The following is a 12,691-nucleotide window of genomic DNA, read 5'->3' on the forward strand; positions in this document are numbered from 1 at the left end:
CGCCCCGGATCCTACGCGCCTTGCCCGCGAACCAGCGCCGGGGCGCCAGGTAGCCGGGCAGCACCTGCTCGAGGCGCGCCCGCGCCGCGCCGCGGAGCAAGCTCTCCCACTCGTCGACCACCGTGAGTAGCGGGCGCTCGGCGGCGGGCGGCCCCAGCTCCGCGCGCTCCACGCGCTCGGGCTCGAGCGCGAACCAGTAGAAGCTGTGCGGCCCCAGCGTGAGGAAGTAGGGCCGCTCGCCGATAGCAGGGAACTCCGTCCCGCCGAACAACTCGATCGGGCGCGAGCCGCGGAAGCTGGCCAGGTCCAGCTCGGCGGCCTGCACGAAGCGCGACAGATTGACTACCACCAGGATCCGCTCCTGTTCGTAACGGCGCACGAAGGCCAGCACCTTCCGGTTCTCCGGGTACAGGAACTCGAGCGAGCCCCGGCCAAAGGCCTGAAAGCGCTTGCGCAACGCCAGCAGCCGCTTCGTCCACCACAAGAGCGAGCTGAGGTTGTCTTGCTGCGCCTCGGCGTTCACCGTCTCGAAGTGGTACTGCGGGTCGATGATCACCGGCAGGTACAGCCGCTGCGGGTTCGCGCGCGAGAAGCCCGCGTTCCGGTCCGCGCTCCACTGCATGGGCGTGCGCACGCCGTTGCGGTCGCCCAGAAAGACGTTGTCGCCCATCCCGATCTCGTCGCCGTAGTAGAGCACGGGCGTGCCCGGCAGCGAGAGCAGCAGCCCCTTCATCAGCTCGATCTTGCGACGGCTGTTGAGCAGCAAGGGCGCGAGCCGCCGCCGGATCCCCAGGTTGATCCGCATCTGCGGCTCGTGGGCGTAGACCCGGTACATGTAGTCCCGCTCCTCGTCCGTCACCATCTCGAGGGTCAGCTCGTCGTGATTGCGCAGGAAGATCGCCCACTGGCAGTTCTCGGGGAGGGGCGGCGTCTGCTCCAGGATGTCCACCACCGGGAAGCGGTCCTCCATCTGGATGGCCATGAAGAGCCGCGGCATGACCGGAAAGTGGAAGGACATGTGGCACTCGTCGCCCTCGCCGAAGTAGGCGACGGCGTCCTCCGGCCACTGGTTCGCCTCCGCCAGCAGCATGCGGTTCGGGAACCTCGCGTCCACGTGCCGGCGCAGCGCCTTGAGGAAGGCGTGCGTCTCGGGCAGGTTCTCGCAGTTGGTGCCCTCCCGCTCGTACAGGTAGGGGATCGCGTCCAGCCGCATCCCGTCCACGCCCAGGCGGAACCAGAAGTCCATGGCCCGCTGCACGGCGCGGTGGACCCGCGGATTGTCGAAGTTCAGGTCCGGCTGCTGGGCGTAAAAGCGGTGCCAGTAGTAGGCCTCCGCCACCGGGTCCCAGGACCAGTTGGAAGGCTCGAAATCCTTGAAGATGATGCGAGCGTCAGCGTAGCGGTCCGGTGAATCGCTCCACACGTAGAAGTCGCGCCACGGACTGCCCGGCTTCGCCCGGCGTGCACGCTGGAACCACGGATGCTGGTCCGACGTGTGGTTGATCACCAGCTCCGTGATCACCTTGAGCCCGCGCGCGTGCGCCGCGCGCAGGAAGAGGCGGAAATCGCGCAGCGACCCGTAGGCGGAATGGACGCCGGTGTAGTTGGCAATGTCGTAGCCGTCGTCCTTCCAGGGGGAGGGGTAGAAGGGGAGTACCCAGAGGGCCGTGACTCCCAGGTCCTGCAGGTAATCCAGCTTCTGGGTCAGGCCCCGGAAGTCGCCCACACCGTCCCCGTCGCTGTCGAAGAAGGCGCGCACGTGCAGCTCGTAGATGACGGCGTCCCTGTACCAGAGGGGATCCTCCGCCGCCCTCGGCTCCGCCCCGAGCCGCGCCCTGCGTCCCACCCGTGTTGCCATGTAATCCGTGCCCGTACCCGTGCCCGTACCCGTGCCCGTACCCGATCCCGCTCCCGTTGCCGATCCCGCTCCCCTCCCCATTCCCGCCGCCGCGCCACTACATGTAATACTCGAAATCCTGCTCCGTCCGCACCCGCCGGGCCACGCGGAACACATGGGCGGGCACCGCTTCCGGCCGGAGCTCGACATAGTTGCGTGGGCCGTGCCAGTAGTAGCGCGCGCCCGTGAGCAGGTCGTGCACCAGGTAGGGCTCGTCCGCGGGCAGCCCCAGCTCCTGGATGGGGAGTTCCAGGACCCCCGCCTGCGTGTGAAACGGGTCCAGGTTCACCACCGCCAGGATCAGGTTCGAGCCGTCCGCCGTCTGTTTGCTGTAGGCGACGAGCTGCTCGTTGTCCACCCGGTGGAAGCTCAGTCCCCGATCGCTCTGTAGCGCCGGGTTCTCACGGCGGATGCGGTTCACGCGCGTGATCAGATCCTTGAGGCTGTCTGGCCGATTCACGTCCCACGCCTTGAGCTCGTACTTCTCGGAATCAGGGTACTCTTCGCTCCCCGGCTCCCGCGGCCGCCGCTCCAGCAGCTCGAAGGCCGGACCGTAGATGCTGTAGCTGGCGCCCAGCGTGGCGGCCAGCACGAGCCGCGCCACGAACGCCGGCCGGCCGCCCGTCTGCAGGTACTCGTTCAGGATGTCCGGCGTGTTCGGCCAGAGGTTGGGCCGGAAGTACTCCCGCACCGCCGTCTGTGTCAGTTCCGTGAAGTACTCGACCAGCTCCCAGCGTGTGTTGCGCCAGGCAAAATAGGTGTAGGACTGCGTGAATCCCAGCTTGGCCAGCCGGAACATGACTTTGGGCCGCGTGAACGCCTCCGACAGGAAGATCACCTCCGGGTGTCTCGCCTTCACCTCGGCGATCAACCACTCCCAGAACGCGAACGGCTTGGTGTGCGGGTTGTCTACCCGAAAGATGCGCACCCCCTGCTCGAGCCAGAAGTCGACCACGCCCTCGAGCGCCCCCCATAAAGCTGGCGCGTCCTGGCACTCGAAATCGAAGGGGTAGATGTCCTGGTACTTCTTGGGCGGGTTCTCGGCGTACTGCACCGTGCCGTCGGGCCGGCGCCGGAACCACTCGGGGTGCTCCCTCACCCAGGGGTGGTCCGGCGACGCGTGGAAGGCGAGGTCGAGCGCGATCTCGAGGCCGTGCTCGGCTGCGCGCTCGACCAGCCGCCGGAAATCCTCGAGCGTGCCCAGCTCCGGATGCAGCGCGGTGTGGCCGCCCTCCGCCGCGCCGATCCCCCAGGGACTGCCCACGTCTTCCGGGTCCGCTTGCGGCGCGTTGTTCTGCCCCTTGCGATAGGTCCGGCCGATGGGGTGGATGGGGGGGAAGTAGAGAACGTCAAATCCCATCCCAGCGACATACGGCAGCCACGCCTCGCAGTCGCGGAACGTGCCGTGCCGCCCCGGCCCGGGCGAGCAGGAGCGCGGGAACAGCTCGTACCAGGCGCTGAACCGCGCCCGCTCCCGGTCCACTACCACCACCAGCTCCTTGTCGTACGTCGTGGCCTGCCGCCGGTCCGGGTAAGCATCCATGAGCGCCAGGAGCTCTGCGCCCAGGGCCATGCCTATCCTGGGATCGCCCGGCACAGTATGTCCCGGCCCGCCGCCGACCTCGGTCACCATCCCGATCCCGGTCACCATCCCGATCCCGGGCCCGTCCCCGCGCTCGTCCTCGCTTGCACTGTCGTTCTCGCCGGCGTGGTTCTTCCCGGCCCCCGAAGCGACAACGTCCTCGCTCCCGCTCACCGCACCAGCGCTCGTTCCGCTCTCGGCCGCGGTCAACCTCCCGATCCCGATCCCGCTCCCGGCGGCGCCCTCACGGCCGCTGGCGGTTTCCGCCTCGGGTGGCCGAACGTCCCCGCCCTCACTTCCGCCCGGTCCCGCGCCGACCCGCCCCCCCTGCTGCCCTGGCCGCTCCGCTTCCGCCGCAGGCGGCGTGCGCAGGCTCTCCGCCAGCGCCCGCAGCCGCTCCGCCTCATCCCCGCTCGCCCGCGCCGCCGCCGCCTCGACCAGCTCCGCCCCGATCAGCAGCTCGACGGAAACGTCCTGCCCCGCGGCCACCCGCTTTTCCATGTCGCGCCGCCAGGAGCGAAACGCGTCCACCCAGCCGATCACTGTGTACCGGTACCGCCCCAGCTCGGTGACCTGGAACTCGCCGCGCCACCGGTCGTTCACCGGCGGCTGCATGCGCGCTTCTGCCCACGCCGCCGCCCCCTCCTTGCGGTAGAGGAGGGCGCACGCCACCGCGTCATGGCCATCGGCAAACACATCGGCCTCGACGGCCACGGTCTCGCCCACCGTCCGTTTGATGGGGAAGCGGCCGCAGTCCGTTTCGGGGGCCACCCCCCCGATCACGACGCGATTCTTGCTCTCGCGCATCGCTAATCCCCCCGCCGCCGAGCGGTCCGGTCTGGCATGAGCCCGTTCCGGGGGCCTCCTACACAACCCGTTCCAGTGGCGTTCTGCAGCACCCGCGCCAGCTCCCCGTCTTCCGCGCACCGCCGCTCGCCGCCACGGTGCATGCCAGCTCTCGAAGAGGGGCCGCCGCGAATCCGGACGGCGTTCACTTGAGGCGGACGTAATACAGGTATTCTGTGACCTCGTCTCCGGTGTACTGGCGTTGGTTGCTGTCGCTGTCGGAGCGGTAGCGCTTGTAGTCCTGCCCGACACGCCGGTAAGTGTCGCGAATGCCATATCGTCTGAAGATTCGTTCGATTTCGGTCTCGGGGATTATTCCCTCGTTGTTGTAGCTCATCAGGACGTGGACCGAGTTTACCTTGGAAAGCAGGCGTTCCAAGGCGGGCGCGCAGCCGTCTCTCGTCGACCACGCGGATTTCTTGTGGTCATTCGGGATGAGACCTGTCTTGCCGCGCAAGTCAGGTTGCGATTCGAACCAACCCTCGGCGATGAGCTCGGGTACGTGATAGTACGCACTGTATTGGCGCGTGTTGTAGGGAGGATCGAGGTAAAGAAGAGTGAGTTCACCAAGGGTACCGACCAGTGCAGCTACATCCTGTTGATGGGCCTGATGTGCGCGGTGCGTGCCCACGGTCAGATCGGGCATCTGGAGGCGCAACGGGCGTTGGGCGTTGCCTTGCCAGGTTTTTACGTACGCGGCGTAGACTCCGGTCGTGTTCGCAGCAGCATCGGCCGCCTCGAGAAGCGCGGCCAGGAGTATATAATACTCGTCCTCGTTTATTGCGCCCGCGGAGCGCCACTCCTCGAGTTTGTGACGCACGGCATCGATGCGAGCAGCGTTAAGGCGGGTGAAGTACATGCGCTCGCCGCCGGCGGCTTGGGCGTCGGCGCTGAAGTGACGTGTGATGAACGACGGCTTCGGGGGTAGGAAAGTGTCAAGATAGACGAGCACCTCCTCAAGATGGCGGGTGGCCTCGCTCATACGTGGGAACAGGTCTACTTGGCCGGCGAAGCGAGAGGCAACTTCGCTGGCGAATTCGCGCTGTCGGCGGACTCGCCGGAAATCGGGATCAGCAGCAAGGCCTTGAAAAGTCGGATACGCGTCCGCAACAACGTATGCTCGTTGAAGCACGTAGCTGAACGACATGATGTCGCATGCTTCGACAGTGAATCCACGCGCCTTGAGGTAACTCGCGACGCTGGCAGTGCCGGCGAACGCGTCCAGGGCGCGGCCGTCATGGAGGCACAGCTCATCGAGGAAGCTCCCCATGAAATCGAGAAGCTTCGTTTTGTTGCCAATATACCTCATCGCTCCACGGAACGCGGCCGATCGTCAGTAACCCCGGCACAAGCTGACGCGATCGTCTTACCGCCCCCGCACCCGCCGCATCATGTCTTTGACCTCCGCGCGCGGCGCGCGGGTCATTCCGTTGAACAGCCCGCCCGAGGCGAGCCATTCGCCGCCGTCGATGGTGACGCACTCGCCGTTGATGAACGCGGCCGCGTCGGAGACCAGGAACGCGGCCAGGTTGGCCAGCTCCTCGGCCCGGCCGAAGCGGCCCAGGGGGATGCGGGCCCTGGCCTCGGCCTCGACCTCCGGTGTGGGCATGAGTCGTTGCCAGGCGCCTTCCGTGGGGAAGGGGCCGGGCGCAATGGCATTGACGCGGATGCCGTACGTCGCCCACTCGACGGCCAGCGACCGGGTGAGCGCGAGCACACCCGCCTTGGCGGCCGCGGAGGGGGCGACGAAGGCCGAGCCCGTCCAGGCGTAGGTGGTCACGATGTTCAGGATGTTGCCACCCGCGCCGCGCTGCATCATGTGGCGTCCCGCGGCCAGGGTCGCGTGGAAGGTGCCGTACAGCACGGTCTGCACGATGGCGTTGAAGCCGTTGGGCGAGAGATCCTCCGTCGCCGCCAGGAAGTTGCCGGCCGCGTTGTTGACCAGGACGTCCAGCGCGCCGAAGCGTGACACGACGCCCTCGACCAGTCCCTCGACCTGGGCGAAGTCGCGCACGTCCGTAGCCCGCGCGAAGACGCGCGCGCCCGTCGCGTCAATCGCCGGTGCCGCCCGCTCCAGGCGCTCGGCGTTCCGCCCCGCGATGGCTACGTTGGCGCCCAGCTCGGCGAACCTCTGGGCCATGGCGAGTCCCAACCCCGAGCCGCCGCCGGTCACCAGCGCCGTCCGCCCTCGCAGCGCCTCCTCCTTCAGCATGTGCTCCGCTCCTCTGCGGGGTTGCCGGTTCGAGTGGGGGATCCTGACCGCTTGAAGTGTAGCCCCCGCCACGGATTTCGTTGCTGGCCTTCCGACTTCCGCCCGCGGCTCGTACAGGTCTGCGGTAGGTTTGGTGCGGTTTCCGGGAGATCGAACGTTCGCCGGCGAGTCAAGCCTCGTTTGCGATGGTGAGCTTGAAGCCGTCCGGGTCCGTGACGGCGAAGCCCATGGGACCCCATGGGAGTGGCGACGGCCCGTTGTCCAGTGTGATCCCGGCGACCTTCGCGCGCTCAGCGAGCGCGGTGATGTCCTGGCCGGTGTCCACCCAGATCCGCATGCCTACCCCCTTCACCCGATCCCGGCCTTTGGCGAAGTCGTCCTGAGCGAGACCCAGCCGGCTGGCGCCCGCCCTGAGCACCACGAACCGGACCTGGCCCTCCACCTCGGTCTGGTCCTCGATCGCGAACCCCAGCCCGTCCGTGTAGAAGCGGAGGCTGCGCTGCAGATCATTGACCGTCAGTGTGGGCGTAAGGCTCAGAGCCTGCAGGCCCTGCGCCGCGGCAGCGCTTTCGTGCTCGGCCATTGGACGTTGCTCCGGTCGTGGGGCTACTTGGTCCGCCCAAGCTACGCCGTCCTCGGAGGTCGGACAAGAAGCGCACCGGCGCCCGCATGCGGCAGCGGGTCGCTTGACTCTCCCGAGGCCCCGCGGCAGTGTGTAGGGCCCTCCCGGTCGTGATCGCAGCCGGAGCGGGCTGCCTCTTTGCCGTTGGACGAACTCGTCCGCGACGCGACGGCTCTCGTGCACCTGGCGTGCGGAGGGTGAAAGCGGTCTCTTCCTGAACGCTCGGGTCTGGAGGAGGATCGTTGGGGCAGCAGGCTTTCTGTACGGCCCGCTGGGCCGGCCGCAGCTCCGAGGGCAAGCTGCTGCTGGAATCGGACGCGCTCGTGTTTCGCGGCGAGTTCCGCCTGGCCGTTCCCTACCGGGAGATGAAGCGCGTGACCACGCGCGATGGTTGGCTCACGATCGAGTACGCGGCCGGCGAGGCGAGCTTCGAGCTGGGGCCGCTGGCGGACAAGTGGGCGCACAGAATCCTGCATCCGAAGAGCCTGATCGACAAGCTGGACATCAAGCCCGTGGCCGCCGCGCTCGTGATCGACATCCCTGACGAGGAATTCTGGCAGCAGCTCCGCGCCGAGAAGCCCCAGGTCACCGTGACCTCCGTGGACACCATTGCCCGCGCCCTCGCCGGCCCCGCCGCGCCCGCTCGCATCCCCAGCGTGCCGCAGGATGCGCCCTTCGATATGGTTTTGTTCCGCGCCGAGACCCGCGAGGAGCTCGCGCACCTGCCGCACCTGCGCCGCTGCGTCAAGCCCAATGGCGCGGTCTGGGTGGTCACGCCCCGGGGCAAGCCCGAGGTCCGCGATGTGGAGGTGATCGCGGCCGCCAGGGACGCCGGGCTCGTGGATGTCAAGGTGGTCCGCTTCTCCGGCACGCACACGGCGCTCAAGCTGGTCGTGCCGGTCAAGCAGCGCTAGCGGGGGCCGCAGCTCGGGGGCTGCGCCGAACCCTGGTGGGCCCGCGCCCTGTGCGCTACAAATAACCTCCTGTGTTGAGCATTGCCGAGATCCGGGCCGCCCGCGAGAGGACGCGCGAGGGCGTCCTCTTCACTCCCTGTCCGCCTGCCCTGGCGCTGGCGGACCTCATCCCCGCGCGGCTGCACCTCAAGCTGGAGAATTTGCAGCGCACGGGTTCATTCAAGGATCGCGGCGCGCTGAACCGGCTGCTCCAGCTATCGGCTGAAGAGCGGCGGCGCGGCGTAGTGACCGCCAGTGCGGGCAACCACGCCCAGGCCCTGGCCTACCACTGCGGCCGGCTGGGCATTCCCGCCACCGTGGTCATGCCCGAGCACAGCCCCATGATCAAGGTGTCCAACACCCAGCGTTACGGCGCGGAGGTGATCCTGGTTGGCGCCACCATCTCCGACGGGCTCGCGGAGGCGCGGCGCCTGGAGGCGGAGCAGGGGCGGGTCCTGGTCCACGCCTTTGATGACGAGCGGGTGATTGCCGGGCAGGGCACCATCGCTCTGGAGTTGCTCGAGCAGGTCCCGGATCTGACCGTGGCCGTGGTCCCCATCGGCGGCGGCGGCCTGATCGCCGGCATTGCCTTTGCGCTCAAGCACACCAACCCCGAGATCCGCGTGATCGGCGTCGAGGCCGAGGCCGCCGCCTCCGCCCTCGCCTCCCGCCGGGCGGGCCGGCTGGTGCAGATCGAGACCGCCCAGACCATTGCCGACGGCATTGCCACCAAGAGCATCGGCGAGCTCACCTTCCCTCTGCTGCAGAAGTACGTGGACGACATCGTGGCCGTGGGCGAGGAGGAAATCGCGGGCGCCGTGCACCTGCTGCTCGAACGGCAGAAGGTGGTGGCGGAGGGCGCCGGGGCGGTGCCGCTGGCGGCACTGATCGGCCGCAAGATCCCGCTGCTCGGCCACGACGTGGTGGCCGCCGTGGTCTCCGGCGGCAACATCGATGTCACCATGGTGGAGCGCATCATTGATCGGGGACTGCTCGGCGATGGCCGGCTGGTCCGGCTCATGGTCACCGTCCCCGACCGCCCCGGCTCGCTGGCCAGGCTGACCCGCATTGTGGCCGAGACCGGCGCCAATGTGCTGGAGATCGCGCATCGCCGCGCCTTTGCCGACATCCGCGTGGGCGACGTCGAGATCGTGATGCACCTGGAGACGCGGGGCCGCGACCACGTGGAGGAGATCGTCGGCCTCCTCAAGGCCGAGGGGCTGAGAGTGGAGGAGGATGTATAGCGAAGCCCTGCCTCGGACACACCAGTCGTCCTGGTACTGCGGCGCGCCGGCCGCCAGATCCGCCAGATGATCCCGCGTCTTTTCCCCCTGCGGGCCGCGTGTCGCAGCTTCTTGCTTCCAACCAATTGGACGGCCCGCCTGTCCAATCCGGGTGCATGGTCGAGCTAGCGGCAGTAGCGGCGGGCTCCCATTTTCGCGGAGTGGCGAACCTGACCGAGGGGCGAGGCGCGGCCGGCCCGGCCGGCGATGCCGTGGACGTGGCATTGGCCGCGGCCGGCGACACGGGCGCGTTCGAGCGCCTGTACCGCCGCCACGTGGCGCGCATCCACAGCCTCGCCCGGCGTATGCTCGGTCCGGGCGAGGCGGACGACGCGACCCAGGAGGTCTTCGTGCGGGCCTGGCAGAAGCTGGGCACGTTCCGGGGCGAGGCCGCGTTCGGCACCTGGCTCTACCGGCTGGCGATCCGCGCGCTGCTGGCGCGCCGGGCCGCGCTGCTGCTGAGCCGCCGGCGCTATCTCGAGGGCGACGTCGCCCTCGAACACACCGCGGCGCGCGCCGCGCCCACCGAGCTGCGGCTCGACTTCGCCGCGGCCGTCGAGCGGCTGCCGGCCGGCGCCCGCCAGGTACTGGTGCTGCATGATGTCGAGGGCTACCGCCACGACGAGATCGGCAGCATGCTGGGCATCAGTGCCGGCACGTCGAAGTCGCAGCTCCACCGCGCGCGCATGATGCTGCGCGGCTACCTGGACGCTTGAGAGCTTGGGATCTCGCGGCATGGACGAGTGGACTGACCGACTTTCCGAGTACCTGGATGGCGAGCTCGAGGCGGCGGAGGCCACCGCGCTGGAGGCGCATCTCGCGGCCTGCGAGAGCTGCACCGACACGCTGGCCGAGCTGCGCGCCGTGGTCTTGCGCGCCCGCACGCTGGAGGATACGCCGCCGGCCACCGACCTGTGGCCGGGCACCGCCGCCCGGCTGGGCGAGGCGCCGGCCGGCGCGTTGGAAGCGCCTGCGGCCGAGACGGCGGAGCGGACCGCGCAGGCGGCCGCCTCCGCCGGTGATCCGCAGACGCACCAGGGTCGCGCCCAATGGCCTTCCCTTCGCCGCCGGCTGAGCGCCGGACCGCGCTACAGCTTCAGCGTCCCGCAGCTAGCGGCGGCCGTAGTCCTCGTCGCGCTCTCGGGCACCGCCGTCTGGCTCGCGCTCCCTGGGCCGGACGCCGCCCGCCCGCCTGTCGCCGGGGCGGCGCCCGCCGCCCCGTCCGGCCGCGTGACTCTCGTCTCCTCTCCGGCCGCCGCCGCGCCGACGGCCGGCTACTTTGCCGCCGTGGCCGAGCTCGAGCGCGTACTCGAGCTGGGGCGCGGCCGCCTGGACACGGCCACCGTGCGCGTGCTGGAGCAGAATCTGGCCATCATTGACCAGGCCATTGCCGATACGCGGCGAGCCCTCGCGCAGGACCCGGCCAGCGCCTACCTCAATGCGCACCTGGCCGGCTCGATGAGGCGCAAGATCGAGCTCCTGCGTCAGGCGACGACGCTGGCCCGGACCTAGTCCCGATGATCGGCACTGCCGGGTTCGCGGCGCTCGCGGCGCTGTCGCTGCTGCAGCAGACGGACACCGTGATACCCGTCTCGCCCGGCGCTCGCCTGGAAATCGACAACCAGGCCGGCGAGGTCGTGATCCGGAGCTGGGGCCGGCCGGCCGTGCGCGTTGTGGCGAGTCATGCCAGCGACGACCGCATCAAGATCCGCAGCACCGCCTCCGTGGTCCGGGTCGACGCCGCCAGCGGCTACGGCCCGCAGCGCTCGATCGACTACCACCTGAGCGTGCCCCAGCACATGGCGGTGTACGTGACCGCCCCGTTCAGCGATGTGTCTGTGGAGGGCGCCGGCGGCGAGGTCAGCGTCGAGACCGTGCGCGGCGAGATCCGCGTGCGCGGCGGCGCCGGCCGCGTATCGCTGCGATCCGTCGAGGGGCTGATCGAGCTGGCCGGCGCGCGCGGCCGGGTCGAGGTCAACACCGTGAACGAGGGGATCCGGGTCGTGGATGTCCGCGGCGAGCTCTCAGCCGAGACGGTGAATGGCGACATCGAGCTGGAGCGCATCGATTCCGACCGCGTCGTGGCCAGCACGGTCAATGGCAACATCTCCTACAGTGGCGCCATCCGTGACCGCGGCTGGTACCGCCTGGCGACCCACAACGGCGATGTCCGGGTCGAGGTAGCGGAAAAGGCCAATGCCACGGTCACGGTGGCCACCTTCAACGGCGAGTTCGAGTCCACCTTCCCGGTGCTGCTGCGCGAGGCCCGCGGCGGCAAGCGCTTCAACTTCGTGCTGGGCTCGGGCAGCGCCCGGCTCGAGCTCGAGTCCTTCAACGGCGAGATCCTGCTGCGCCGGCCGGGCGCGCGCGGGCGCAACAAGGACTGAGTTTCTGGCGGATCTTAACAGGAGGGCGACCATGTGTGGCTGGAAGTGCATGGCTCTGGGCATGGCGGCGGCTTCGGCGGCCGGATTCTCCGGTGGCGGGGTGCCGCCCGACGCAACAGCGCTGGTGGCAGTGCCCGCCGCGCAGGAGCAATTCCACTGGCGCGGCCGGCTGGCGGCCGGGCGCACGGTCGAGATCAAGGGTGTTAATGGCGATGTTCGCGCCACGGCGGCGGGTAGTGAGGATATCGAGGTGACCGCGCTGAAGCGCGGGCGCAGGAGCGATCCGGAGGAGGTCGAGATCCAGGTCATCGAGCACGACGAGGGCGTGACCATCTGCGCCGTCTACCCCACGCCGCGCGGCAAGCGGCCGAACGAGTGCCGGCCGGGCGGGGGCGGGCGCATGAGCGTTCAGAACAACGACGTGCAGGTCGATTTCACCGTCAGGCTGCCCTCGGGCCTGGACTTCGTGGGCCGCACCGTGAACGGCGACGTGGACGCGACTGCGCTGGCCGGCCGCTTGGACCTCAAGACCGTGAACGGCAGTATCGACTTCTCGACCAGCGGCTTCGGCCAGGCCAGCACGGTCAACGGCTCGATCCGTGCGGCCCTGGGCAGCTCCGGCTGGAGCGAGCCGCTCGAGTTCCGCACCGTGAACGGCAGCATCACGCTGAGTCTGCCGCCGGAAACCAGCGCGGACGTGCGGGCCCAGACCGTGAACGGCAACCTCACTACCGACTTCCCCATGACTGTGGTCGGCCGCGCCAGCGCCCGGCGGCTGCAGGGCAGCATCGGCAAGGGCGGCCCCGAGCTGCACCTCTCCACTGTGAACGGCGGCATCCGGCTGCGGCGCTCGGGCTGAGCCCCGGGCGCCCGCCGGGGCCGTCCGTATCTGGCTTTCCCTCCACCTGC

The 12,691-nt window shown here is 69.1% G+C and carries 11 protein-coding genes and 1 pseudogene; 6 read left to right on the top strand and 6 right to left on the bottom strand.

The annotated features are described in order from the left end of the window. The 6 genes and pseudogenes from treS to HY703_00820 all read right to left on the bottom strand — a co-directional run. A partial coding sequence (gene treS, locus HY703_00795) for a maltose alpha-D-glucosyltransferase (protein MBI4543716.1) occupies positions 1-1,858 on the bottom strand: 1,858 nt, incomplete at its 3' end. A gap of 97 nt (positions 1,859-1,955) precedes the next feature. After that, the gene (locus tag HY703_00800) at positions 1,956-3,548 is read right to left on the bottom strand and encodes an alpha-1,4-glucan--maltose-1-phosphate maltosyltransferase (protein MBI4543717.1); all 1,593 of its coding nucleotides are present in this window, start codon (positions 3,546-3,548) and stop codon (positions 1,956-1,958) included. Between the two features lie 321 nt (positions 3,549-3,869). After that, positions 3,870-4,286, bottom strand: a pseudogene (locus tag HY703_00805) (DUF3416 domain-containing protein). A gap of 184 nt (positions 4,287-4,470) precedes the next feature. Continuing rightward, positions 4,471-5,634 carry a DNA adenine methylase gene (locus HY703_00810; protein MBI4543718.1) on the bottom strand — a complete coding sequence of 388 codons (1,164 nt, stop codon included), beginning with the start codon at positions 5,632-5,634 and terminating at the stop codon, positions 4,471-4,473. Between the two features lie 57 nt (positions 5,635-5,691). Beyond that, entirely contained in the window at positions 5,692-6,537 is an 846-nt protein-coding gene (locus HY703_00815) for an SDR family oxidoreductase (GenBank protein MBI4543719.1), read from the bottom strand. 169 nt (positions 6,538-6,706) lie between these two features. Further along, positions 6,707-7,120, bottom strand: a complete 414-nt coding sequence (locus tag HY703_00820) for a VOC family protein (GenBank protein ID MBI4543720.1) — start codon at positions 7,118-7,120, stop codon at positions 6,707-6,709. 281 nt (positions 7,121-7,401) lie between these two features. Between HY703_00820 and HY703_00825 the strand changes: the two genes are divergently transcribed. From HY703_00825 to HY703_00850, 6 genes are all read left to right on the top strand, one after another. Beyond that, positions 7,402-8,073: a DUF3052 family protein gene (locus tag HY703_00825; GenBank protein ID MBI4543721.1), complete on the top strand. Its 672-nt coding sequence runs from the start codon at positions 7,402-7,404 to the stop codon at positions 8,071-8,073. 71 nt (positions 8,074-8,144) lie between these two features. Beyond that, complete coding sequence (locus HY703_00830) at positions 8,145-9,356, top strand: threonine ammonia-lyase (GenBank protein MBI4543722.1); 1,212 nt, start codon at positions 8,145-8,147, stop codon at positions 9,354-9,356. 155 nt (positions 9,357-9,511) lie between these two features. Further along, positions 9,512-10,111 carry a sigma-70 family RNA polymerase sigma factor gene (locus HY703_00835; GenBank protein ID MBI4543723.1) on the top strand — a complete coding sequence of 200 codons (600 nt, stop codon included), beginning with the start codon at positions 9,512-9,514 and terminating at the stop codon, positions 10,109-10,111. A gap of 19 nt (positions 10,112-10,130) precedes the next feature. Then, positions 10,131-10,907: a zf-HC2 domain-containing protein gene (locus tag HY703_00840; protein MBI4543724.1), complete on the top strand. Its 777-nt coding sequence runs from the start codon at positions 10,131-10,133 to the stop codon at positions 10,905-10,907. Positions 10,908-10,912: 5 nt separating this feature from the next. Beyond that, positions 10,913-11,782 (top strand): DUF4097 family beta strand repeat protein, encoded by an 870-nt coding sequence (locus HY703_00845; GenBank protein MBI4543725.1) that lies wholly within the window; start codon positions 10,913-10,915, stop codon positions 11,780-11,782. A gap of 31 nt (positions 11,783-11,813) precedes the next feature. Next, the gene (locus HY703_00850) at positions 11,814-12,641 is read left to right on the top strand and encodes a DUF4097 family beta strand repeat protein (protein MBI4543726.1); all 828 of its coding nucleotides are present in this window, start codon (positions 11,814-11,816) and stop codon (positions 12,639-12,641) included. The last annotated feature ends 50 nt before the right edge of the window (positions 12,642-12,691 follow it).

This window comes from Gemmatimonadota bacterium, assembly GCA_016209965.1.
Lineage (GTDB): Bacteria > Gemmatimonadota > Gemmatimonadetes > Longimicrobiales > RSA9 > JACQVE01.